At 70.1% G+C, this 25334-nt stretch carries 15 protein-coding genes; 4 read left to right on the top strand and 11 right to left on the bottom strand.

Annotated elements, in window-relative coordinates:
• From ACJ9NR_RS37340 to ACJ9NR_RS37330, 3 genes are all read right to left on the bottom strand, one after another.
• On the bottom strand, positions 1 to 1308 hold the full coding sequence (locus ACJ9NR_RS37340; protein ID WP_412492743.1) for an ABC transporter substrate-binding protein: 1308 nt from the start codon (positions 1306 to 1308) through the stop codon (positions 1 to 3).
• A gap of 721 nt (positions 1309 to 2029) precedes the next feature.
• A complete protein-coding gene (locus tag ACJ9NR_RS37335; protein WP_412492742.1) occupies positions 2030 to 3280 on the bottom strand; it encodes an ROK family transcriptional regulator in 1251 nt (416 codons plus the stop codon).
• A complete protein-coding gene (locus ACJ9NR_RS37330) occupies positions 3252 to 4760 on the bottom strand; it encodes an alpha-L-fucosidase (RefSeq protein ID WP_412492741.1) in 1509 nt (502 codons plus the stop codon). The genes ACJ9NR_RS37335 and ACJ9NR_RS37330 overlap by 29 nt, the downstream gene beginning before the upstream one ends.
• Positions 4761 to 5737: 977 nt before the next feature.
• Here ACJ9NR_RS37330 and ACJ9NR_RS37325 point away from each other — a divergent pair.
• The 3 genes from ACJ9NR_RS37325 to ACJ9NR_RS37315 all read left to right on the top strand — a co-directional run bounded on the left by ACJ9NR_RS37325 (position 5738) and on the right by ACJ9NR_RS37315 (position 11147).
• Positions 5738 to 7723, top strand: a complete 1986-nt coding sequence (locus ACJ9NR_RS37325; protein WP_412492740.1) for a beta-galactosidase — start codon at positions 5738 to 5740, stop codon at positions 7721 to 7723.
• Positions 7724 to 7790: 67 nt separating this feature from the next.
• Positions 7791 to 9305, top strand: coding sequence for a glycoside hydrolase family 43 protein (locus ACJ9NR_RS37320; RefSeq protein ID WP_412492739.1), 1515 nt, complete (start codon positions 7791 to 7793; stop codon positions 9303 to 9305).
• 75 nt (positions 9306 to 9380) lie between these two features.
• Positions 9381 to 11147, top strand: coding sequence for a cellulase family glycosylhydrolase (locus ACJ9NR_RS37315; protein WP_412492738.1), 1767 nt, complete (start codon positions 9381 to 9383; stop codon positions 11145 to 11147).
• 110 nt (positions 11148 to 11257) lie between these two features.
• Here ACJ9NR_RS37315 and ACJ9NR_RS37310 read toward each other — a convergent pair whose 3' ends face one another.
• From ACJ9NR_RS37310 to ACJ9NR_RS37285, 6 genes are all read right to left on the bottom strand, one after another.
• Positions 11258 to 11482 carry an RICIN domain-containing protein gene (locus ACJ9NR_RS37310; RefSeq protein WP_412492737.1) on the bottom strand — a complete coding sequence of 75 codons (225 nt, stop codon included), beginning with the start codon at positions 11480 to 11482 and terminating at the stop codon, positions 11258 to 11260.
• Positions 11406 to 13154, bottom strand: coding sequence for an amylo-alpha-1,6-glucosidase (locus ACJ9NR_RS37305; protein ID WP_412492736.1), 1749 nt, complete (start codon positions 13152 to 13154; stop codon positions 11406 to 11408). The genes ACJ9NR_RS37310 and ACJ9NR_RS37305 overlap by 77 nt, the downstream gene beginning before the upstream one ends.
• A 76-nt stretch (positions 13155 to 13230) precedes the next feature.
• Positions 13231 to 14055: a carbohydrate ABC transporter permease gene (locus tag ACJ9NR_RS37300; RefSeq protein ID WP_412492735.1), complete on the bottom strand. Its 825-nt coding sequence runs from the start codon at positions 14053 to 14055 to the stop codon at positions 13231 to 13233.
• Positions 14052 to 15035 (bottom strand): carbohydrate ABC transporter permease, encoded by a 984-nt coding sequence (locus tag ACJ9NR_RS37295; RefSeq protein WP_412492734.1) that lies wholly within the window; start codon positions 15033 to 15035, stop codon positions 14052 to 14054. The genes ACJ9NR_RS37300 and ACJ9NR_RS37295 overlap by 4 nt, the downstream gene beginning before the upstream one ends.
• A 10-nt stretch (positions 15036 to 15045) precedes the next feature.
• A complete protein-coding gene (locus tag ACJ9NR_RS37290; RefSeq protein WP_412492733.1) occupies positions 15046 to 16293 on the bottom strand; it encodes a sugar ABC transporter substrate-binding protein in 1248 nt (415 codons plus the stop codon).
• A gap of 291 nt (positions 16294 to 16584) precedes the next feature.
• A complete protein-coding gene (locus ACJ9NR_RS37285; protein WP_412492732.1) occupies positions 16585 to 17607 on the bottom strand; it encodes a LacI family DNA-binding transcriptional regulator in 1023 nt (340 codons plus the stop codon).
• A 503-nt stretch (positions 17608 to 18110) separates the two neighbouring features.
• On the opposite strand from ACJ9NR_RS37285, the gene ACJ9NR_RS37280 reads away from it, so the two are divergent.
• Entirely contained in the window at positions 18111 to 21773 is a 3663-nt protein-coding gene (locus tag ACJ9NR_RS37280) for a LamG-like jellyroll fold domain-containing protein (protein WP_412492731.1), read from the top strand.
• A 158-nt stretch (positions 21774 to 21931) separates the two neighbouring features.
• On the opposite strand, the gene ACJ9NR_RS37275 is transcribed toward ACJ9NR_RS37280, so the two are convergent.
• Together ACJ9NR_RS37275 and ACJ9NR_RS37270 are read right to left on the bottom strand one after the other, a co-directional pair.
• Positions 21932 to 23281 carry a hypothetical protein gene (locus ACJ9NR_RS37275; protein ID WP_412492730.1) on the bottom strand — a complete coding sequence of 450 codons (1350 nt, stop codon included), beginning with the start codon at positions 23279 to 23281 and terminating at the stop codon, positions 21932 to 21934.
• A 402-nt stretch (positions 23282 to 23683) separates the two neighbouring features.
• On the bottom strand, positions 23684 to 24958 hold the full coding sequence (locus tag ACJ9NR_RS37270; protein WP_412492729.1) for a glycosyltransferase family 4 protein: 1275 nt from the start codon (positions 24956 to 24958) through the stop codon (positions 23684 to 23686).
• Between the last annotated feature and the right edge of the window lie 376 nt (positions 24959 to 25334).

Here is a 25334-nt window from a genome sequence, read left to right as displayed (position 1 = left end):
CTATCCCTCGCTCACCTTGAACCCCTGCTTCTTCAGGTCCTTCACGACGGCTTTCTGCGTGACGGTCAGGACGTCCGCCCATGACGTGCCGTTGTGCACGGCCGCGTTCATGGCGTCCGTGAACGCGGTCGCTGCAACATCCGTGTTCGGGCCCCAGGTCACGGGGCGGGTGTGCTTGGCGATCTCGGCCACGACGTCGTAGTAGTCGGTCTGCTGCGGCATGAGAGCCGGGGGTTTCTGCGCCGTGGCGGCCTTCTGTCCCGACAGTGCGGCGGGGTAGCCGTTCTGCACGTTGAGGATCATCTTGGCGCCCTTGTCACTGGCGTCGAGCCACTTCGCGAACTCCGCGGCCTCCTTGGGGTGCTTGGATTTGGAGGTGACGATGACCGAGGAGCCGCCCTGGAACGAGACGGTCGGGTCGTTCGCGTTCCACCGCGGCAGGGGCGCGAGTGCCCACTTGCCGGCGGTCTTCGGCGCCACACCGTAGATGACACCGGGCGCCCAGGCGGCGGAGGGCCAGGACAGCATCGTGCCGTTGTTCAGTTTCTGGTTGTACGTCGGCGTCAGGATCGGATCGGCCGCGATCAGCCCGTCCTTGAACATTCCCTGGAAGAAATTCATCACCTTGCGGGAGTTCGCGCCGTCGATGTTGACGGTCCACTTGTCCCCGTCGACCGACCACCAGTCGTCGCCGGCCTGCGCGGCCACCGCGGCGTACCAGCCCCATCCGTCGGTGCTCAGCGAGGCCATCGTGAGCTTGGGGTTGCGGGCCTTGATCCTGGCGGCCGCCTTGCGGTAGTCCTCCCACGTCACGGGCGCCTTGATGCCGTACTTGTCGAAGACGTCCTTGCGGTAGAGCAGCGCCATGGGGCCGACGTCCTGCGGCAGCCCGTACGTCCGGCCGCTGAAGGTCGTCTGCGCCCACGAACCGCGCGAGTAGTTCTTCCGGACGTCGGAGACGTAGTCGGTGATGTCCAACGGCGCGCCGGCGACGATCATACGAGGCAGCGACGTGTTCTCCACCAGCGCGAGATCGGGCGCGTTGCCCGCGCGCATCGCGGCCAGCAGCTTGGCGGAGGACTGCTCGCCACCGCCGGCGTCGGTATGCACCACCTTGATGTCCGGATGTGTGCGGTTGAACTCCTTGACTTCCTGTGCGCTTCCGGGTGCCCACGCCCAGTACTGCAGCGTCACCTTCCCCCCGGAGGACGTGGAGGTGCCCGCATCCGAACAGGCGGAAGCGAGGAGTGCGGTGGCCGCGGCGGTGGCCATGGCGGCCATGATCTTGCGGAACTTCCTGGTGCGCATGAGTCTCCCTTGACTCGGAGCGGACTCGGTCTCTCGCGGCGATGAGCATCACTCGGGTCACCAGAGTTTGTCAATGGAGGTGACAAACTCAGGTGCACCCGTCCGCACGACGGATGTTTTCCGCCAGCTCAAAGAGGACGTCGGGGTGCAGGCGACGCCGGAGCGACCGGCGCTCAGCGGTGGTGGAACACCGCGGTCGCCGCGGGAACCGCCGGGCATCGAGACCGGCGACGGGCTGGTGGCGGCCGGTCCGCAGGCCATCTGTGCGCGAGGGAGAGGACCGGTCGTCCTGCGAAGAAGCCGTCCACGCCACCACGCACGGTGGTGGCCCCCGTGGCAAGCGGCGTCCGAGCAGCCCTGGCCGGTTCAGCGGGCGGCCACCCGCGGACCGCGGTGACGCCCGGCTCGGCCCGTGAGGTGAGCCGGGACACCGACCGGTCCGGCGGCGCTCAGGCAGCCGGTGCGAGCAGGGCGCTGCGGCCACAGCCGGGATGGCGTCACCGGGTTCGGAGACCAGAGCGGCTTTCCCCGGGGCGGAGCGGACGCGCGGCGCCGAAGAGTGGACGCGCACATCGATGCCCGACGGGCAGACCGGCGTGCGAGGACTCCGGCGGTGAGGGTCTGCGTGGTCGGCGACCTTCTGCCGGAGGCTTCACCCGCACCTCGGCACGGACCCCTTGCCCGGCCGAGGCGAGTGCTGTCCACTCAGTGGTCGTACTCGTCAGTGGTCGTACTCGGCGAGCCGGCGGTACAGCGCCAGACCGGCCGCCGCGCGTGCCCATTCAAGGAAGTCGAACACCGTGACCTCGATGACCGGCGCGTCCGGCACGGTGTACACGGAGCGCATCCCCTCGTCGAAGGCCTCGGTACGGGAATCGAGGAGCGACGGGCTGTCCCCCGTCAGGATCACCTTGTCGGGATCAAGCAGATTCAGGATGTGTCCGGCCGCCACGCCGATCCCACGCGCAGCGCGCGCCAGCCGCTCGCGCGCCGTCCGCTCGCCCGCCGCGGCCCGATCGATGACGTCGCCGAACGTCCGCGCGCCGACGACATCGTTCACGATCGAGGCCGTGGAGCTTTCCGCCCACAGGCAGCCGTGATGCCCCAGGGGGCACCTCGCGCCGTCGCTCGCGACCTGGACGTGCGAGAACCTTCCCGCCCTGCCGTGCGCCCCCAGGATGATCTTGCGATCGGCGACCAGTCCGAATCCGATGTCCCGCCCGAGGGAGATGAGGGCCATGCTGTCCTGACCCTCGGCCAGGCGCGGCCACTGTTCGAACGCCGTGAGGGCGACGATGTCGTCTTCGGCCCATACCGGTATACCGAACTCCTTCTCCCACTCCGACCGGGTCGCCGCGGGCGCCACGGTCTGGAGGCCGACCCCTTCCGCGGCTCCGTCGATCCGCTCCACCGATCCGCACACGGCCAGCGCGGCCACGCGAAGGCCGCCGGCCTTCGCATCGGCCAGCCAGGTGCGGCATTGCTCGCCGACGACGGACGGGTCCAGTGCGTCGACGTGCCTGCGCCGTTCCCAGACCACCTCGTTGGTCAGATCGATCACCGCAGCGACCAGTTCGCCCGCACGGACATGTACGCCGAGGAAGTGGAAGAGGTCGGTCTTGGCGAGCAGCATGTCCGCGGGCCGTCCCGTACTGGCCCTCTGCTCCCTGCCGCCTTCGACGATGAGACCCGCGGCCTCGAGATCGCGTGCGATCGCCGTCATCCGGGTGCGGGACAGACCGAGCTCTTTGGCCACCTCACTCTTGGAGAGCCCACCGTTCCACAGGATGCGGTTGTACGCCGACTGCGTCGTCGGATGCAGCCGTGGCCATCCGGGATCTGCCCCGGAAGGCGAGGTGGGGTCGTCAGGTGCGCTTGTCATGAATCCATCCAACACACTCTCGGCATCCGCGCGCCATGGCGCTGTCCCGGCAACACGGCGTTCACCTTCGAGGCCGAGCACCGTGGGCATCGATCACTGCGATCGTACGGATCACCGGACGGCCGCGGGATGCTTCGATTCTGACCTCGACCTTGTCGACGACGCACGGGGCAAAGCGCAGAATCCGCTGGTAGCCGACCGAATTCGCCTCGGCCAGCACCCGCTCGCTCCCGTCGGACACGCCGATCACCACCACACGCTCGATGCGCTGGCCCTGCGTGATGTCCTCACGGACGACCACGGCGCCCACCTCGGTGGGATCACCGAGGGCGAGCGAGGCGGCCGGCACCGCATCGGACGCCTCTGGGCGCCACACGCACGGTGCTGCCGCATCGGCGGCCAGGCGCGTGAGGGCGGAGCGGTCGGCCACGGACTCGCCCGCCTGTGTGCGCGGCACCCCGGACGACAGCTCGACGTCCACGTCCAGCACGCCGTTCCGCCACGCCCGGACGCGTTCGCCCAGCCCCGTCAGGGCGGCGACGTCAGGAGCGGCCACCCGTCCGCGCGCATCGGGCGGCACGTTGAGCAGCAGGCACGCGTTACCGCCGACCGCGTCGCACCACAGATCGAAGAGTTCATCGGCGGAGCGAACGGAGTTGTCCTCGTTCCGGTGATAGAACCACCCCGGCCGGATGGAGGTGTTCACCTCGGCCGGGTACCACACGAGGTCGTCGAGGCGGCCGGCGAGGGCATCGCGGCTGCCCAGGTCCTCTTCGTCGCTGCGGACGAGCCGCGAAAAGGCCCCGTCGTCGGCATGCTGCGAGCGATCGGCGACGCGTTCGACGTCGCGCAGCGCGGCGGGTACGACGCTCCATTCGTCGGGCCGGGTGTGCCCGGCCTCGTTGCCGCACCACCGAACGTCCGGGCCGCAGACCGAGATCACCGCACCGGGTTGCAGACGCCGCACGACCGCGTAGTAACGCTCCCAGTCGTACTCCTGGTACGCACCGCCGGGGCCCTCGCCGTTGGCGCCGTCGAACCAGACCGAGAAGACCTCGCCGTATCCGGACAGCAGCTCCTCCAGCTGGCGCACGAAGAAGTCGTCGTACGCCTTCCCCGAGCCGTACGAGGCCTCCGTGCGGTCCCACGGCGAGAGGTAGATGCCGAACTTCAGACCGTCGCGCCGCGCCGCGTCGGCTGCGAGCCGCACGAGGTCGCCCCTTCCCCCTTGCCACCTGGCGGCGGCGACCGAGTGCGTGGTCACCTGTGAGGGCCAGAGGCAGAAGCCGTCGTGGTGTTTGACCGTGAGGATGGCACCTGTCATCCCCGCCGCGGCGATCACCGACATCCACTGATCGACATCGAGGTCGGACGGGTCGAACAGGGCCGGGTCCTCGCCGCCGAGACCCCACTCTCGATCCGTCATCGTGTTCATGCCGAAGTGGATGAAGGCGTAGAACTCCATCGACTGCCACGCCACCTGTCGCGCGCTGGGCCGCACCGCTGTCAGCGCCCGGATCTCGTCAGCGGCGTCGGCGGTATGAGAAGAGGGCAGGATGTCATCGGTCATTCGAGTCGTCCCATTCGTAGTCGGTGCCGTGTTTGTCACCTCGGTTTACAAACTGAGACCCTATCCCTCTGCCGAACCGTTGGTCCATACGGGCCGCACGCTCGGACCAGCACGTCACAACCACGAGAACCGGCGCGTCACAGCCACGAGGACCGGCGCGTCACAGCCCTGAGGACCGATACGGACGGCCATGAGGACCGGTACAGGCGGTAGACCCCAGCCCGCGATCGAAAAGGTGCGGGAGCGCACCACCCGAGACAGCCGCTGCCCGCGCCGAACCGGCCACCGCCGCCGAGGACGGGACAACGGTCGGCGCGAAGGGCTTCGGATCGGCGCCCGGCACTGTCGGGTGCAACACCGGCACCTGCCGGCGCACGGCGGAAGGCCGCCAGGGCGGGGCGGGGGTGGCCACAGGCATGCGGGATCTCCTGCGGTCGCTCGGAGACGCGGGTTGGCCCGGTGGCCGAGGCCGACGTCCTCACCGGCCCACCGCAGCAGGACGCGACTGCCGAGCTCCAGGCGGGCAGGCGCGGCCTCTCGTTCGTTGACCAGCATCGGTCGCCGCCGACGACGACCTCGACGTCGGCCTGAACAGCGGTGGCCCTGCCGGAACCCACGCCGGGTGCCACGGCTGCCGCCGGGTGCTGTTCCGCTTGAAACCTCACTTTGAAACCTCACCGTTGAAGCGCTTCGACGCCGACGCACCGCTCTCGGCAGACGGTCAGCAGTCGCCGGGAAGAAGATCTCTTTATGTTCAGGCCCTTGCTTTGTGCGGGACACATCATTACGTTCGCCAGCTTAGTGAAGCGCTTCGACAGCCCCCGTGCCCGAGGACGCCTCGGTGGTGACCCTGTGCTCGGACCAGGTCACCGGACAGCACACACCCACGCCGACGAACCGGCCTTGCTCACAACGATCCTGACCGCACGTCAGAGCACTGCCCGAAGCATCCGACTCCCCCGGCCCGAGGAACCCGCATGACAACGCGCAGCATCACCGACCGCCTGGGCGGCCTCGCCTTCGGCGGGGACTACAACCCCGAGCAGTGGGACGAGACGGTCTGGAAGGAGGACGACACGCTCATGCGCCGGGCCAGGATCAACCTGGCCACCGTGGGCGTCTTCTCCTGGGCCCTGCTCGAACCCGAGGAAGGGCGCTACGACTTCGCCTGGCTCGACGCCCACATCGACCGCCTGCACGCGGGCGGCGTCGCCGTCGACCTCGCCACCCCCACCGCCTCACCGCCCCCCTGGTTCACCCTGGCCCACCCCGACGCACTGGCCGTCAGACCTGACGGCACCCGCCTCACCCATGGCAGCCGCGACACCTACTGCCTCACCGCGCCCGCCTACCGCAGCGCGGCCCGCCGGATGGCCGCCGCCCTGGCCGAGCGGTACGGCGACCACGCCGCCCTCGCCCTGTGGCACGTGCACAACGAGTACGGCACGCTGTGCTGGTGCGATCACACGGCCGCGGCCTTCCGGGTGTGGCTGCGCGCCCGGCACGGCTCGCTGGACGCCCTCAACCAGGCGTGGGGAACGGCCTTCTGGAGCCAGCGCTACACCTCGTGGGAGCAGATCCTGCCGCCCCGTGCGACGCAGTGGCACGGGAATCCGGGCCAGGCCCTGGACTTCCGCCGGTTCTGGTCCAGTGAGATGATCTCCGCCTTCCGCGAGCAGCGCGACGCGATCCGCACGCACAGCGACCGGCCGGTGACCACCAACCTGATGCTGCCCGCGTACCAGAACGTGGACCTGTGGGCCTTCGCCCGCGAACTCGACGTCGTCACATCCGACCAGTATCCGAGCGCACCCGGCCTGGACGCCGCGGCCGACGCCGCCTTCCACGCCGACCGCACCCGTTCCCTGGCCGGCGGCCGCCCCTGGCTGCTGATGGAGCAGGGCACCAACACCGTCTACGACGGCGACCGGGTGCTCGGCAAGGAGCCCGGGGAGATCCTGCGGCACACCCTCGGGCACATCGCGCGCGGTTCGGAGGGCGCCCTGTTCTTCCAGTGGCGGCAGTCCCGGGCCGGCGCGGAGACCTGGCATTCGGCGATGATCCCGCACGCCGGGCCCGACAGCCGGATCTTCCGCGAGGTCACGCAGACCGGCGAGGCGGTCGCCCGGCTCGCCGAGCTGGCGGGGTCGACGGTCACCGCGCCGGTGGCCGTGCTGCACGACCCCGACGCCTGGTGGGCGCTCGGCGTGGACGGTCTGCCCTCCGCCGGCCTGGACTACCACGCGGCACTCCTGCGGGCTCACCGGGCCCTGTGGGACGCGGGCGTCACCGTCGACTTCGCCCACCCGGAACACGAGTTGAGCCGCTACCGGCTCGTCATCGCGCCGGCTCTCTTCCTGCTCTCCGACGCGGGCGCGGAAAGCCTGCGCCGCTATGTCGCCGACGGTGGGACGCTCCTCGTCCAGCACGCGAGCGGATACGTCGACGAACAGATGCACGCCCGGCTGGGCGGCTATCCCGCCGCACCGCTGCGCGAGGCGCTGGGCATCCGGGTCGAGGAGTACCGGCCGCTGCGGCGGGACGAACGGATCACCCTGTCGGACGGCTCGCACGGAACGGTCTGGAGCGAGTCCCTGCGGTCCGAAGGCGCGCAGACCCTCGCCGCCTACGCCCACGGCATGCTCACGGACGGCCCGGCACTCACCCGCCACCGCCACGGCACCGGGCAGGGCTGGTACCTGTCCACCCGCCTGGACGACGCGGACTACGGCGCGCTGGTCGACCGCCTGCTGGAAGAAACCGGCGTCCAGCCGGAGCTGCCCGGTCTGCCGCCCGGCGTCGAAGCCGTCACCCGGCACGCGCCGGACGGCCGGCGCTGGCACGTCCTGATCAACCACCGTGCCGCCGCCGTACCCCTGCCGGAACCCGCCCACGACCTCGTGACCGGCACGCTCGCACACGAGGTACCGCCCGGCGGCGGCGCGGTACTGCGCAGGCCGTGACCCCCGAACCGCCGTTCGGCGATCCGCACGACGATTCGGCGATCCGCACGACGAAAGGAAAGCAGGGGTGCCCCTCCAGCAGCAGGCCGCCCGCGCGGCCGACCCCGTGATCCCCGGATTCCACCCCGACCCCAGCGTCTGCCGGGTGGGCGACGACTACTACCTCGCCTGCTCCAGCTTCGAGTACTTCCCCGGCGTACCCCTCTTCCACAGCCGCGACCTGGTGCACTGGACGCAGATCGGCAACGTCCTGGACCGGCCGGAGCAACTGCGCCTGCCGGCTTCCACGCCGTCCTCCGGCGGCATCTACGCCCCCACCCTGCGCCACCACGACGGCCGCTTCTGGCTGATGGTCACCAACGTGGCCGAGGGCGCCGGCAATCTGATCGTCACGGCGACCGACCCAGCCGGGCCCTGGTCGGATCCCGTACGGGTGCCGGGTGTTCCCGGCATCGATCCCGACCTGGCCTGGGAGGAGGACGGCACCTGCTGGTGCACGTTCGCCGGCGTCGCGCAGGTCCGTATCGACCCGGCCACCGGGCGGACGTACGGAACACCGCACACGCTGTGGTCCGGCACGCCCGGCGCCAAGGCCCCGGAGGCGCCGCACCTGTACCGGATCGGCGACCACTGGTACCTGCTCATCGCCGAGGGCGGCACCGAGCGCGGCCACGGCGTGTCCATCGCCCGCAGCCGCACCCCCGACGGACCCTTCGAGCCGTGCCCGGCCAACCCGATCCTCACCCACCGCAGCACCGGCCACCCCGTGCAGAACACCGGCCACGCGGACCTGGTCCAGGCTCCCGACGGCTCCTGGTGGATGGTCTTCCTCGGCGTACGGCCGCACGGCGGCACCCCCGGCTGGCACGTGCTCGGCCGGGAGACCTTCCTGGCCCCGGTGACCTGGGCGGACGGCTGGCCGGTCGTCGGCGAGGTCGCCCCGAACCCCACCCCCGCACCACCGTGGCCGCTCGTCCCCGGCCCCGCCGAGGAGCACCGGGACGACTTCGAGTCGCGTGAGCTGCGGCCGTCCTGGATCTCCGTGCGGGACCGCTCCCCCGATCACTGCACCACCGAGGAGCGCCCCGGCTGGCTGACGCTGAGCGCGCGGGGCGGCTCCCTGGACGAGCCCGACGTCGTGTTCACCGGCCGGCGCCAGCAGCACCTGGCGTGCCGGGCGCGCACGCTGGTCGACCCCTCCGCCGGACGCGGCGGCCTCGCCGTACGGCTGGACGAACGCCACCACTACGCGATCGAGGCGACCGGAACAGAAGTGCGGGTCATCGCACGTGTCGGCGACCTGCGCACGGCCGTGGCCACACGGGCCGTGCCCGCCGGGCCCCTCGTCCTCGGCGTCACCGTCGGCGACCCTCCGCCCCCGCACGGGCCGTGCACCGGGCCCGACGCCGTCTCCCTCGGCATCGAACGGCCCGACGGCACTTTCACCGAACTCGCCTCCCTCGACGGCCGCTACCTGTCGACCGAGGTCGCCGGGGGCTTCACCGGCCGCGTCATCGGCATGTACGCCGCAGCGGGCACCGTCCGCTTCGACTGGTTCGACTACGAGCCCCTGGACCGCTGAACAGGTCCCCTCCCCCGCCACAAGGACGCCGGCCGCTCGTTCATGACCCGCACACCCCGACCGAAAGGACGACACGTGAAGGACATCGGCACCTTACGGCACCGCACGCACCGGCCCCCTCGGGGCCCCGGACGCCTGGCCGCGCTGATACTGGCGCTGCTCGTCGTCCTGGCCCTGCCCCGCGGCACCGCGTTCGCCGCGGCGTCCGGCACGGCACACTCGCAACGGCCCGCGGTGAGAGTCCCGGCCGCCGCCGTGGACGCCGTCGCCGCCATGCAGCCCGGCTGGAACGTGGGCAACACCCTCGACGCCATTCCGGACGAGACGTCCTGGGGCAACCCGCCCATCACCAAGGCGCTGTTCGACACCGTCCGCGACAACGGCTTCCGCAGTGTCCGGATCCCGGTGACGTGGAACGGCCACCAGTCGGCCGCCGCGCCGTACACCATCGACGCCTCCTTCATGAACCGCGTCAAGCAGGTGGTCGACTGGGCGCTCGCCGACGGCCTCTACGTCGTGCTCAACGTCCACCACGACTCGTGGCAGTGGATCTCGGACATGCCGCCCACCGACCACGACAAGGTGCTCGCCCGCTTCGACGCGACCTGGACCCAGATCTCCGCCACGTTCCGCAACGAGCCGCGCGCCCTGCTCTTCGAGAGCGTCAACGAACCGCAGTTCACCAACGCCACGGACACCCGGAAGACCCAGCTCCTGAACGAGCTGAACACCTCCTTCCACAGCATCGTCCGCGCCTCCGGCGGCGGCAACGCCGACCGCCTGCTCGTCCTGCCCACCGTGGGCTGCACGCCCTCGCAGCAGCTCATGGACAGCCTGGCCGGCACGATGGGTTCGCTGCACGACAGCAACCTGGTCGCCACCGTGCACTACTACGGCTGGTACCCGTTCAGCGTGAACATCGCGGGCGGCACCCGGTACGACGCCGACTCCCAGAAGGACATGAGCGACGCCTTCGCCCGTATGCACGACACGTTCGTCGCCAAGGGCATCCCCGTCTACCTCGGCGAGTACGGCCTGCTCAGCTACCCCGACTACACCCGCCCGGACTCCGTCGAACGGGGCGAGGCGCTGAAGTACTTCGAGGACCTCGGCCACCAGGCGCGCCACAACGGCGTCACGACCGCTCTGTGGGACGCCGGTTCGTTCCTCGACCGCGACACCCTGCAGTGGCGGGACCCCGGCATGACGGATCTGATCAGGTCCAGCTGGACCACACGCTCGGGAACCGCCTCCTCCGACACGGTCTACGTGCGCAAGTCCGCACGGATCACCGCCCGGACCCTCACGCTCGACCTCAACGGCACCTGCTTCCGGGGCCTGTGGCACGACGGCGTCCCGCTGCTCCGCGGCCGGGACTACACCGTCTCCGGCACCCGGCTGACGCTGACGGCCGGCGCGCTCACCCGGCTGGCCGGCAACCGGGCCTACGGGGTCGACGCCACACTGCAGGCCAGGTTCTCCCGGGGTGTCCCCTGGCGGATCAGCGTCATCAGCTACGACCCCCCGGTGCTGTCGAACGCGACAGGAACAGCCAGCTCGCTCACCGTCCCCACGCTGTTCCGCGGTGACAGGCTGGCGACGATGGAGGCACGGTACGCCGACGGAGGCAACGCCGGCCCCGCGAACTGGACCCCCTACCAGGAGTTCAACACCTCCTTCTCCCCCGACTACCCGGGCGGCTCCATCACCCTCACGTCCGCCTTCCTCACCGCGATCACCGACGGTGCGCCGGTGACGCTAACCTTCCACTTCTGGAGCGGCGCCACCGCCACGTACCACGTCACGAAATCGGCGGGCTCGGTCACCGGAACGACGTCCTGACCGTCCGGCCCTGTGCCCCGGTGGCCCGCCACGGGCTGCCGGGGCACCGCGATCTCCGGACCGACCTGCGACACCTCCTCACCACTCCGGAGGCGGACCGGCCCGGGGTGTCAGTTCCGGAAGCTCCACTGCTGGTTCGCACCACCCGTGCAACTCCACAGCTGGACCTTCGTCCCGTCCGCGGTCCCTTGCTTGTCGGCGTCCAGGCAGAGACCCGACTGCACGGCTGTGATCGTGGCGTCGGAATTGACGTTCTTGTCAGCGTGCGTGTCCGAGTGCGTGTGCTTCGGCAAGGAGGAGGTAGCTGCTGGCGGTCCAGGTGTAGGCGCGGTCACGCAGCCCGGTTCCGGTGAGGGCGTCGAAGTTCTCGGCGAAGCCGTGCGTTTCGCACAGGGCGCGGAAGCGGGCGCTGATGTCGTCGGCGAGCCGGTGGTGGCCGGCCCGCCGCAGACCGTCCTCGACGAGGACGGTGACGGGGGCCCAGATCGGTCCCCGCCAGTAGCCGTCGGCGAGGTAGTGCGGCGAGGTGGTCAGCTCCGTGGACAGGCCGTACGGCGTCATATGGGCCTTGATGCGGTCGGCCAGCGTGCTGCCGATCTCGTCGGGCAGGTGCTCGCCCAGGACGATGGGCATCAGGTCGAGGAGGCTGGCGCTGCTCCAGCTGCGGCCGGTGGCGACTCCCCGGGTGAGGAACCTGTCGCCGTTCCAGAGCTGGTCGAGCAGTGCCGACTGCGTCTCCTCGGCCAGGGAGGTCCACCGGCGTGCCTCGTCGTTCCTGCCCAGCTGCGTTGCCAGGGCGACGAGTTCACGCATCTGCAGGACGAGGAAAGCGGCCAGGTCCGCGGTGACGACCACCCGCTCGGGGTCGAAGGTGCTGGCGTTGTCCCAGCCGCTGTCGTTGCCGTGCTGGTAGTGGGCCAGCCGGGCCCCGGGCGCACGCCGTGCGGTGAGCCAGAAGTCGGTCCAGCGCTCCAGCCGCTCGTACGCTTCGGCCAGTTCGGTCCGGCCGGGAGGGTCCGGCAGCCGGCGGCGCAGACGGCCGAACGCCCAGCCGTGGATGGGCGGCTTGACGAAGTTGTGCAGGACCTCGGAGTGTGTGACCGAGTCCGGCAGGGCGCCGCCTGCGTCCTGGTGGTCGAAGGGCAGGGCGAACTGGTCCCAGGCCAGATCGGGGCAGCCGGGGGCCAGGGCGAGGGCGTTGAAGCAGTGGTCCCAGCTCCAGACCTTGTCCATCCAGTGCTTGGACATCAGCACGGCGGGCCGGGTGACGAGGCCCGTCGGCCGCACCGTCGCCGACCAGACGACGTAGGCGGCGAGTTCGGCCGCCGGTGTCGCCGCCGAGCGCCAGGGGGCGATCGCGTCGGCGAAGGCGGCGAACCTGTGCTGAGCGGCCTCGACGATCTCACCGAAGGCCGTCGAGGCCCGGTACGGCGGGCGGGCGGTGTCGAGTTCCTCGATCGCGATCTCCCAGGCGCCGTCCGTTGTCCGCGCTGTTCGCGCGGGCACGCTGAGACCGCGGTCGGCGCTGCCCAGGGCCTGGGTTCCGACGGCCTCGGCGAGGGTGCCGGACAGCGTGGTGACGCGGTAGCGGCGCCCGGTCTCGTAGGAGGTGAACACGTGCGCGTCCGCCGCCGGGTCGTGGAAGAAGTACGTTCCGCTGAACGGGGTCAGCAGGTGCGCGGCGGCGAAGACGCCGATGCCGAGGCCGGTTCCCCGCAGGCGTACGGTGTCCGGCGTTTCGTAGGCGAGGTCGATGTGCCCGTCGTCGCCGATCCAGCTGAGCAGGCCCGGTCTCGCCTCGGTCCGGGTCCTGGCACGGGCTTCCGTCGTGATGTCGCGGGGCACGAGGCGCAGGACGCCGTGGATGCCGTTCTGGTGCGAGACGAGGTGGAGGTCCTCGGCGTACGTCTTCTCCGCCGTCACGGGCGAGATGTCGAACCAGGATCCGTACGTGCTGAACGGGATCTCGTGGACGGAGAAGGCCGGGCCGGACGGGGCGGCGGTCATGGCGGCGTGACTCGTTTCTGGGGCGGGGGCGGCGACCGACCCGCGAAGAGGCGGTCGTTGTGGCGAGTTGGCGGTTTCAGTCCTTGACGGCACCGGCGGTGACGCCGGCGGCGACATAGCGCTGGGCGAGGACGAGGATCACCGCGGCCGGCAGCGAGGCCACGACGGCGGTGGCCATGATGGCGTTCCACTGCTGGTTGTTGTTGCCGATGTAGCGGTAGATGCCGAGGGTGATCGGTTCGTGGGCGCCGCCGCCCGCGAGGGTGCTGGCGAAGACGAAGTCGGACCAGGACCACAGGAACGCGAACAGGGACACCGTGACGACGGCGTTGCGGCTGACCGGCAGCACGACGGACCAGAAGGTGCGAAGGGCCCTCGCCCCGTCCACCCGCGCGGCCTGGAGCAGTTCGCCGGGGATGCCGGACATGAACGCGGTGAAGACGAGGACGCCGAAGGGGACGGCCAGGGTGGAGTCGGCGACGATCAGTCCGGGGACGGACCGGAGCAGGCCGAGTTGCAGGTAGACGGCGTAGAAGCCCATCGCCATGATGATGCCGGGGATCATCTGGGCGGCCAGCAGGACGAAGTGGATGACGCCGCCGCCGCGCGGGCGCAGTTCGGCCAGCGCGTAGCCGGCGGGTGCGGACACGGCGACGGTCAGCACGACGGTGCCCAGGCCGATGACGAGGCTGGTGCCGAGGTAGGGCAGTTGCTCGTCGAGGACGGCGCGGTAGCCGACCAGGGTACCGTGCAGCGGGAGCAGGTCCGGAGGGCTCTTGCGCATGTCCTGGTCGCGGGTGAGGGAGACGTTGAGCATCCAGTAGACGGGGAAGAGCATGATCCCCGTCAGCACGGCACCGAACATGGTCCTGACCCACGTCCGCCTGCGGCTTCGGCTCATGACAGCGCCTGCTTCCTCTGCATACGAACGTAGATCAGGCCGAAGACCAGCGCGGCGACGACGAGCAGGTTGCCGACGGCCGCGCCCGGGCCGAAGGCCGGCAGGAGGTTGCCGAAGCCGAGCTGGTAGGACCAGGTGGCGAAGGTGGTGGAGGAGTCGGCAGGGCCGCCCTTGGTCATGATCCAGATGATGTCGAACACCTTGAGCGTGTAGATCAGCCCCAGGAGCAGGGTGATCGCGGAGACCGGGCGCAGCAGCGGGAAGGTGACGCGCCAGAAGCGCTGCCAGGCGTTCGCCCCGTCGATGGCGGCGGCCTCGTGCAGACCGGCGGGGATGGACTGCAGGCCGCTGTAGAGCACGACCAGGTTGAACGGGACACCGATCCAGATGTTCGCGATGATCACCGATGCGAGGGACCAGGACGGCGAGGTCAGCCAGTTCACCGGCCCGATGCCGAGAGTGTGCAGGGTGGCGTTGACGACCCCCGACTCGCTGTTGAGCATCCACGACCAGGTCGAGGCCGACACGATCAGCGGCAGCAGCCAGGGCACCAGGAACAGGGCGCGCAGGGTGGCCGAGAGCCGGAAGTTCTGGTTGAAGAAGACCGCGAGGGCGAGCCCGATCGCGTACTGGAAGACCAGGCACACGGCGGTGAACACGGCCGTGTGCAGGAGGGCCGGTATGAAGATCGGATCGTCGAAGACCTTGCGGTAGTTCGCCAGGCCCGTGAACGGGGCGTCGCCCTGGACGAAGGAGCGGACGGTGTAGTCGCGCAGGCTCAGATCGAGGTTGCGGTAGAGCGGATAGGCGTAGAAGAGGGCGAGATAGAGGAGTACCGGGGCGAGGAATCCCCAGGCGGCCCACTGCGTGGAGTGGGGCCGGCGCGCTTTCGTGCTGCGGTCCGGGGGTGGGCCGGCGGGGGCCGGCGCGTTCCGCACGCCTGCGGGACGGTGCTCCGGCGGACGGGTCGTCTGCTTCATCCGGGCCACGTCACTTGGCCGCGGCCTGAGCCGAACGCAGCGCGTCCTTCGGTGACTTGGACCCGCTGAGGGCGGACTGGACGGCCTTCCACATCTGCTCGGAGATCTTGGGGTATCGGGTGCCCAGGCCGTCACTGGTGCGGCCCCTGGCCGCCTTGACCGCGTCGACCCACGGCTTCAGCTCGGCGTCGGCGGCGACCTGCTTGTCCTGGACCTCGGTGGTGGGGGCCACGTAGGACAGGGTGGTGTCGGTGTCGTAGAGGTTGCCGGTGCTGGTCAGGCAGGTCGCCAGCTTCCGGGAGGTGGTGTAGCGGCCGGTGTCCTCCTGGACCGGGAGGGTCACGAACTCGCCGCCGGTCGGGGCCGCCGCGGTGCCGCCCGACGCGGCCGGGACCGGAAGCACCCCGTAGTCGAAGCCGGCCTTCTTGGCGCCTGCGAGCTGCCAGGTCCCGTTCTCACTGAACGCGTAGTCGCCGCCGGCGAACTCCTGCCAGCTGGTCGTCTGGGTGTTGTTGAGCACCGAGTCGGGGGCGTAGCCCTGCTTCAGCCAGTCCGTCCACAGCGACAGCGCCGACACGGCCTGGGGGGAGTCGAGTTCGGTCAGCTCGGCGCCCGCGCCCCAGAACCACGGCAGGAACTGGAAACTGCCCTCCTCCGTGCCGATCGCCGAGAAGGTGATGCCCTTCTTCCCGGCCTTCTTGACCTTGGACAGCGCCGCTGTCAGCGACGTCCAGTCCTTGACCGACGCGACGTCCACGGCGGCCTTCTTCAGCACCTCCTTGTTGTAGTAGAGGGCGAGGGTGTTGGCGCCGATCGGCGTGCCGTAGGTCTTGCCGCCCGACTGGCCGGCCGCGAGCAGGTTGGGGTCCACCTTCGAGGTGTCCAGCTTGTTGTCGCCGGTCGTGGTGAGCACTCCCGCCTCGGCCAGGGTCGACACCACCGGGTTGTCGACGATGAGGACGTCCGGTGAGTTGCCCTGCTGCGCGGCCAGCAGCGTCTTGTTGCCCAGGTCGCTGGTGTCGAAGGCGGTTCGCCTCACCTTCACTCCCGCCCTGCTGCCGCACCGGTCCAGCAACTTCGCCCAGGCCGAGGTCTTGTCGAACTGCGGGTACGGGTCCCAGAGGGTGTACGTGCCGCTGTCGGCGCCCTTGGTGCCGGCGCCGCCGGACCCGGACGAGCAGGCGGTGGCGCTGACCGCCACGGCCAGGGCGGTCAGTCCTGCGGCGGTCAGACGGCGCCGTCTGGAAGAACTGTTCATTGCGGGTTCCTTCGTTTCGGGCACGCGGGTGCCGAGGACACGGGGCAGCGAAGAGGCACGGGTGCGGCCAGGAGAGACGGGCGGGCACGGTCGGACACGGCCCGGGGGCGACGAGGGACGGGCGGGCACGGCGAACCGCGCTGCTGGGCGGTCCGGCGCCCGGTGAAGTGCGGAGGTCCACGTACCGGAAGTGCGGAGGTCTACGTACGGGAAGTGCAGAGGTCTACGTGACGTACAGAGGCCTACGTGACGTGAAGGGCGTGACGTGGACGAGGCCGGCGTCGGCGCGGGTCAGGGGGTCGTGGCGGCCCCGGCGGGACCGGTGCTGGCCCGCAGGGAGATCGGGGGCGTGAGCAGATGGTGCCGGGGCGGCGCGCCGGGCTGGCCGAGCCGCTCCACCAGCAGGTCGACGGCGCGGCGGCCCATCTCCGCCGCCGGCACGTCGGCCGCGGTGAGCTGCGGGGTCACCGTCTCCGCCCAGCGGCCGGCCACGACCCCGGTGACGGAGAAGTCGCGCGGCACGTGGCGGCCCGCCTGGGCGAGACCGCGGAAGAGACCGCCCAGGGCGGCCTCGTTCAACGTGACCAGGGCGGTGGTGGCCGGGTCGTCGTGCAGGATCCGGTCCACGCATGCCTGGCCCGAGGCCGCGTCGTCCCCGCAGCAGTAGGTGCGTACGCTCAGACCGCGCTCCGCCGCGGCCTTCGTGAAGCCGTCCAGGCCACGGTGTGCGGACTCGTATCCGGCCCGCAGCAGCTGCTCGGGCCGGTTGACGAAGGCGACCCGGCGGTGGCCGAGGTCCGCCAGGTGGTGGACGCATGCCGCCGCCAGCGCGGTGTGGTCCAGTCCGACCCACCAGCCGTCCTCCGGGTGAGCGGTGCGGCCGATGGCGACGGAGGGGAAGCCCAGCGCGGCCAGGTGATCGACCCGGTCGTCCGCCAGTCTGATCTCCATCAGGATCACTCCGTCGACCCGACGCTCGCCCAGCAGCCGCTGGAACGAACGGTCGCTGTCCGCACCGCTCGGCGAGAGCAGTACGTCGTAGTCGTAGGCCGCGGCCGCCTCCACCACACTGCCGATGAAGTCGAGCTGCATGCCGGTGTAGTGGTCGCCCGCCGGCGGGAACGCCAGACCGATCGTGTTGGTCCGGCCGTTGGCCAGGGCGCGGGCGCTGGCGTTCGGCCGGTAGCCCAGCTCGTCGATGACCTGCTGGATCTTCCGGCGGGTGTCGTCCGAGACCGGCCGCTTGCCGCTCAGCGCGTAGGACACGGTGCTGCGCGAGACACCGGCCCGCCGGGCGATCTCACCGATGTTCACGAGCGGCTCCTTCCTCGCACCGGTTCGGCTCCTCGGCTGGGAGAAGCTCGCCGGTCATGAGGGCACAGGACAGGGCTACCAGCGAGCGCCGGTCGTCGAACCGGTTCGCGTGATGTGACGGTAGGAACCGCACGAGAGGAGTGTCAACACCTTCGACCGCACTTCCACGTTCGTAGGACAGCCCGATTTTGGCCGGGTCGGAGGGATTGCCGGCCTGCGTCGCGGGTGCTAGCTTCCCCGAACCGGTTCGACCTAGAGATTCCCTCGCAGGTCCGGGGAGCATGGTTCCCCCTTCCCGCCGCCCCTCCCCCCGAGTTCGGCGCCGCCACATCCGCACGCATGAGACATGTCCCGCCTCCTGTGCCACACGCGGTCGAACCGATTCGACGTCGCAACACCGCGAAGCACCGGCACCGCGAAACATCGGCAACTCGATACCTCGGCACCTCGACATCTCGACACCGAAGGATTCCCTCGACACCGAAGCATTGAGGACGCGATCCATGCCATCCGCTGACAGACCCGCCCGGCGCCGCGCCCCGGCCGCCATGGCGCTGGCCCTCGGTGCGGGTCTCCTCGCCGCACCGGCAGCCCCCGCGCGGGCGGCCGGTACGCCCCGGCCCACCGCCCACTACACCTTCGACGAGGACGACCTCGCCTCCGGCAGGATCACCGACAGTTCGGGCAACGGCCTGACGGCGGCCCTGGTCAACGCCTCCACCGCCCGGGCCGTTGCGGGCAGCGACGGCGGCAGGGCGCTGGCCCTGCCCGGCGGGGCGTCCACCTCCGACGGCGCCTACGTCCGCCTGCCCCGCGACGTGCTCGCCGGCGCGAACGACCTGACCGTCTCGGCGCGCGTGAGGTGGAGCGGCGACACGTCGTCCTGGCAACGGCTGTTCGATCTGGGCACCAACACCTCCCAGTACCTCTTCAGCAGCCCGTACAACGGCAACGGCCTGTTCCAGACCTCCGTGACCACCGGCGGAGCAGGCGCGGAGACCCAGGTCCGCGGCTACGCGCCGCTGCCCGCCGACGCCTGGCGGACCGTCACCGTCACCCTCGACACCTCCGCCCGCAGACTCACCACCTACCTCGACGGCGTCGCCGTCTCCTCCGCGGAGACGAGTGTCGGGGCCGGGGACCTGCTCGACGGTTCGGCCACGGCCGCCGGCTACATCGGCAAGTCGTTCTACGAGGACCCGCTGCTCAAGGGCGCGATCGACGACTTCACCGTCTGGCACTCGGCGCTCCGGCCGGATCAGGTGGCCGGCACGGTCGGCGGTCTTCCCACCCTCCAGCAGCTCTCGCAGACGTCCTTCGAGGTCCGTACGACGACCGGATCCGCCCCCTCGCTCCCTTCCGTGGTCCGCTCCTCCTTCTCCGACGGCTACGACCGCGACGCACCGGTCGCCTGGGACGCCGTGCCGGCCGAGAAGTACGCCCGGCCGGGCACCTTCGCGGTGGCCGGGAACGCGGCCGGGCGTGCGGTGAACGCCACCGTCACCGTGGTCCGTGAGGGAGCCCTGACCGTGGACCTCGGCTCACGCACCGGCGCTTTCCACGGCGGCGCCTCCGGCACCCTCTACGGCGTGTACGGACCGGACGTGCCCACCGGCAACCTCATCCAGGGCATGGGGCTGCGCACGGTCTCCACCAAGGCGCAGGACGGTCCGCAGCATCCGGGGGCCGACGCGCTGGAGGTGGTCCGACCGCTGGCCGACTCCACCGACGGCGATGTCTACATCTACATGACCGACATCCACCGCGGCTTCCCGTACGAGTGGCCCGGCGACACGCCCGCCGAGAAGCTCAGGCTCTACGAGGAGAAGATCAGCAAGCAGGTCGGCCAGGTGCTGCGGTTGCCGAAGCGGTACCAGGACAACATCGTCTTCGTGCCGTTCAACGAGCCCGAGGGCAACATGTTCGGCACCGGCCGATGGAGCTACGACAAGGTCAGCTGGCTGAGCGATCCCCAGGCCTACTTCGCCGCCTGGGACGAGGTCCACCGGCTCATCAGGCGCGAGATGCCCGGCGCCCGCATCGCCGGCCCCAACACCAGCATCCTGTACGACCAGGTGAACGGCTTCCTCGCCCACACCCTGGCCGCCGGCACTCTGCCGGACGTCATCACCTGGCACGAGCTGAGCCACCCCGAGGCGGTGCGCCGGAGCGTCGCCAAGTACCGGGGTTGGGAGCGGGAGTTGTTCAAGGGCACCCCCCGCGAGGGCACCGAACTGCCCGTCAACATCAACGAGTACGCCTTCAACTACCACACCTCCGTCCCCGGCCAGATGATCCAGTGGATCTCCGCGATCGAGGAGTCCAAGGTCGACGCCGACATCGCGTACTGGAACATCGACGGCAACCTCTCCGACTCCGCGGTGCAGTCCAACCGCGGCAACGGCCAGTGGTGGCTCCTGCACGCCTACGCCTCGATGAGCGGGCACACGGTGCGGGTGACCCCGCCGTTCCCCGGCGAGAACTACACCATGCAGGGCGTCGCCACACTCGACGACCGGAAGAGACAGGCCCGGCTGCTCTTCGGCGGGTCCGAAGGCAAGGGGCACATCACCTTCGCGGACGTCCCCCGCAAGATCTTCGGCGACCGCGTCCACGCCTGGGTGCGCGAGATCGACTGGAGCGGGCAGATCGGGGACAACTCCGGCCCGAAGCTGCTCACCGAGCAGAACCTGAGGGTCGGTGACGACGGGAGGGTCGTCGTCGACTTCGGCGACGGCACCCTGCCGGGACTGAGGGATTCCTCGGCCTACGAGATCATCCTCAGCCCGGCCGGGAAGGCCAAGGACACCCGGGCCGCGCCCGTACGCTGGCAGGGGTCCTACGAGGCGGAGGACGCCGCCCACACCGGCTCGGGCTACTCCAGGAACGGCCCCGAGGGCTCGGCCGGCGACGTGTCGAAGTTCTACACCTCCGGCGGCTACGACGTCGGCGGCCTGCGCACCGGGTCGGACGTCACCCTGGACTTCACCGCGGACGTGCCCGAGGACGGCACCTACGACCTGCGCGTCTTCGCCAACTCGCTCAACACCTTCGACAAGGTGAAGGAGCAGGGGCCCACCAACGTCTTCCTCCGTGTGGACGGTAAGGCGGACGGCGAGCAGGAGTTGTACCTGCCGCTCGGCTACAAGTGGGTGGTGTGGGACCACACCGACACCACGGTGCGCCTCACCAAGGGCAGGCACACCCTCACGCTCGCCGCGCGGAGCCTCGACGGCGGGCGCGCCACCAAGGGCGACGCCATCGTGGACCGTCTCACCCTGTCGTTGCCGGACGCGTCGGCGGCCACCGAGGTCTACGAGGGCGAGCTGGCCTGGACGGGCGGCGGAGCGCGGCCGGTCTACGACCCGCCCGAGCACGCCGGTACCCCCGCCACCGGCTCGGGTGCGGTCCGCGTCGCGGAGGACCAGACGGCCACGTTCTGGGTCTACTCCCCCGCCGACCGTGAGGCCACCCTCGGAGTCGACACGCTCGGCCCCGCCGACGCGCGTCTCTCCGTCAACGGACACGACGTACTGCGGGTGACCAGGAACAGGCACAAGGTGGCCGTCTCCCTCTCGGGCGGCATCAACAAGGTGACGGTGACCGGCAGTCCGGCCGCGACGCTCGTCGACCGCCTGACGGTCACGCCGACCGAGGGCACGCTCGGGACACGGACGTACGAGGCCCGGGACGCCGAGCTCACGGGCTCGGCCACACTGGCCCGTCTGCCCCTGGCGACCGGCGGAACCGCGATCACCGGTGTCGGCGGCGAGCCGGGCAACGACAACACGGCCACCTTCACCGTCACCGCGGACAAGCCCGGTCTGTACGCGCTGCGCGTCCGCTACTCCAACCCGGAGCAGTCACAGGCCACGCACTACAACCCGGACCCGCTGGCCCGCCACGCCGACATCACGGTCAACGGCGGCAAGCCCCTGCGTGTCGGCTTCCCGCACACCTTTCACCAGGACAACTTCTGGGAGTCGACCGTCCCCGTCCGCCTCGGGAAAGGGCGCAACACGATCGCCTTCCGCTCCGAGGAGCTGCCGAATTTCGACGGTACGACCTACGCCTCGGACACCTTCCCCGAGGCCCTGCTCCGCTCCCGGTACGCGCCGCTGATCGACCGGATCGCCGTCGCACCGTACGCGCGGGTGCTGCGATGAGAGCCTGAGACGAGGACCCGACACGGACCGATGCCGCCGAGCCGGAGCGCCGTCTTGAAGAGCTCCGGCTCGGCGGCATCGCAATCCGTCTTCGCCGCGCCCGCGCCCCGCCGGGGCACACGCCTCGTCGGGGCGCGGGCCGGCCGCGGCCTCAGCGGTCAGCGGGCGCCGACCTCGACCGGGGTGCTCTGGCTCGTCTCGTCCCCCACCTGGAACGTCAGTGACGTCCGGCCGGTGGCGTCCGGGTCCATGGCCTTGACCGCCACCCACATGGTGGAGCTGGAGGACTTGCCCGACAGCGCCACGTTCACCTTGGAGAAGGTGAGGGTCTGGCCGTTCTGGGACAGCCGTCCGACGTAGTTCTTCTGCACCCCGTCGGAGTCCAGCACGGTCAGCTGGTAGCCGGGGTTGCCCTCCTCGACGAACCGCAGGCCCATCCCGTGCGGGAGGCTGACCTGGACGGTCTGCTCGGGGACCGGCCCCTCGCTGGTTTCGAGACGCACCCCCGGGTAGCCGACGCGGCCTCCGGCGGTCAGCCTGACGTCAGGCGGTCCGCCCGGCACGACCGTGAAGCCGGCGCTGCGTGTGGCGGTGTAGCGGAAGTAGACGCTGCCGATCTGGAAGGCGTCTTCCGGCTTGTCCGGATCCCAGCTGAGGGAGCTTGTCTTGCCGTCGGAGGTGTTGGTGGACTGCGGCCAGACCAGGAACCGGTAGTACCCCGGCTTGTCGCCCTCGTCCCGCAGGTTGACGGCGTCGAGGATGCGCTTGTTGCCGGTCCCGGCGTCCGCGTGCCCCTTGACGTTGAACTTGACCGGCGCGGGCGTGAGATGCGACGGCGTGCCGTCCTCGTGCACCAGCTGGTAGTACACGTGGTCGCTGTTGTTGCCGGCCACGTTCTCCCTGCCCTGGCGCGGGTTGACCAGGTCGATGATGAACTTGTCGGCGATGTAGCCGTTGTCCGACACATACCCGAAGCCCGCCTGGCTGTTGGGGGTCCCGCCCCAGCCCCTGTCGTAGGGCAGGCGGACGAAGGGCCGTCCGATCCTCCCGCTGTCCGGGTCGTAGCCCGGCCAGAGCACCTCCACCTCCACGTGCGTGAGGCGGGTCGTGCCGTCGCTGAGGCCGAGCTTGACGCCGAGCTGGTACGTGCGGCTGTACTGGCCCCGCTCCGGTCCGGCGTCGACGTTGAGGTCGCCGCGCAGCGTGAAGGTGATGACGTCGGAGTCCTCCAGGAACGTCAGGTCGACGACCTCGTACTCCTGGTCGATGCCCATGCGGCCGCGTGGCACCTCGACCGCGTTGATGTAGGCCAGGTCGTCCCGGCCGTAGTAGGCGTACTGGACCTTTGTGATCTTGATGCCCATCGGCACGCGGATCCGGCCGTCGTACCGGAACTCCGAGTCCCAGACGGAGAACCGGTTCGCGTAGCCGAGGGTTTTGATGCTCGTCCACTCCGGGTCCGACGTCTGCGTGTCGACCGGTAATGCGAGTAAAGCGGATGCGTTCATGCCAATCTCCCTTTCATGGACGGACCCGGCTCACTCCGAGCCGGGGGTCAACGGGGAACGACGAGAGGCGGATCCTGCTCGTACGGCGAGCGATGGACGCCTGCGAAAGCGCCGTACTGAAAGCCTTGCCGCTTCATTCATCGCAAACCCCCTTCTCATTCGAATGGGTGAAAAAAATGATGGACGAGGGAAAGTGAATTCCCGACGTCTTCATTCTTCGTGGCTACCCGACGGGTTATTCGGGCACAGCAAATACCGTCTTGCCGCCGAATTTCTCACATGACATGAATGGCCGTGGGCGGCGAAATTCGAGCACCCGCGGAGAATTCCAGGCCCCGGCACCCGGCGCCCGGCAGATGCCCTCTCGGGCGGACGGTGACGCTGATCGTCGTCACCCGGGGGTCAGTCGTGACGCGCCTGCGCCGAGCAGCACCGTGACGCACACGGACACGCGTGCGGTTCGCCCCCGCGGGCCGCGCCCTTGTTCCTGGTGCCGCGGCCCATTTCGGCGGCGTCGACGAGCGTGCCGATCGCGCGTCCGCGGGAGCCGTTGAGGGCCCGGGATCTGGCCAGCGACTCGATGGCGTCGCACCACAGATCGAGGTCGGCCGTGGCGCTCAGTTCGAGGGAGCGGGCTCTGGCCCGGTCTGACGCGCGGGCCCAGTTGTCCGGGTTCTCGAGGGATGCCAGGGCGTCGATCCAGGCGTTGAGGTCGTCGCGGTAGGCGAAAATACCGGCTTGCCCCAGAGATTCCACGAGTCCGGGGGTGGGGTGTGCGATCACGGGGATGCCGGAGGCGAACGCCTCCACCGCCACGCGCCCCCAGGACTCGTAGAGGCTCGGCATGAGAATCGCGCGCGAGCGGCTGTAGACGTGTTCGCGCATCCGCTTCCCGGGAACACCGTCGACGACCTCGCAGTTGGGCAGCCGGGGCGGGGGCATCACCTGCTGCCCGTAGGCGCCGCGGACGCCGAGGAAACTCCACCGAGGTGTCCAGGCGGCAATCTGCCAGAACAGCTCCCCGCCCTTGTCGGCGTTGAGGTTGACCAGGGTCGCGCAGTCGCCGGGCCGCGTCCGGTACTCATGCGCGATCACCGGCGGCCGCACGACGATGCTGTGCCGGGGCAGGAACTCGCGCGGATAGCGGGCGTAGAAGATCTCGCCGTCCCGCCGGATCCACTCGCTGTTGTAGACGACGAGATCAGCACCCGCCGCGTTGTGGAAGCTGACCGCGAAATTGTCGTGACAGATCACGGCCAAGGGAATGAGACGGTCCCGGGCGAGGCCGGCCACCAAGGGCACGTTCTCGTAGTGGGAGACCAGCACGTCCGCCGTGTGAGCGCGGGCGGCGAAGTCGATGCCCTGCTGGAACGGGACGACCTCCACCCCGTCGATCTCGTAGGTCCGCTCGCTCCTTCCGGGGTGCGACAGCCACACCGACACCCGGTGGCCGCGCTCTGCCAGCGGACGCAGCATCGAGTGCAGCATCCACTCCGAGCCGGCGTTGTGGTCCGGCGGATAGCCGTACACCCGGGCCACCACGGACATCCGCCGCACAGCCGGTGCTGCGGCCAGCCGGTACGGGCGTAAACCCACCTTGTCCACCTGCACGAAGTTCCTCCCAGTGGGGTGGTAGTCGATCTCGCGCGGATCAATCGAGGTATGTCTGCGCGTCACCCCCTTTGTCTGCCTCTGCGGCGCGTGTGCCTGCCGGGCACCCCGTTTCAGCGCAGGCCAATGAGGGTGTGCCGCGGCGAAACGTTGCGGCACACCCGGCCGGCGCGCATCTCACCGGAACGTGGGTCGGTACACGGCACGCGTTCGACCCCTGCTCACGCGCGCGGCAGCCGCCGGTGGCAGCCGGGCGCACGTCCGGAGGCGGTCACGCCCGCGTGCACGGCGCCCGCAGGCTTCGCCGCGGGATCCCCGCCGGTCTGTGCGTTGGCAGCACGCTGCCGGCCGCCGACCTGAGAGGTGATATCGGGCGTTACAGTAGGACATCCACCCCTGCCGGGTCTGTGGCACGTCAGTGCCACAGCCAGGTGTCAGCCTG

This window comes from Streptomyces sediminimaris, from assembly GCF_047049295.1.
Classification (GTDB): domain Bacteria; phylum Actinomycetota; class Actinomycetes; order Streptomycetales; family Streptomycetaceae; genus Streptomyces; species Streptomyces sediminimaris.
This window is presented reverse-complemented; position numbering and strand designations above follow the sequence as displayed.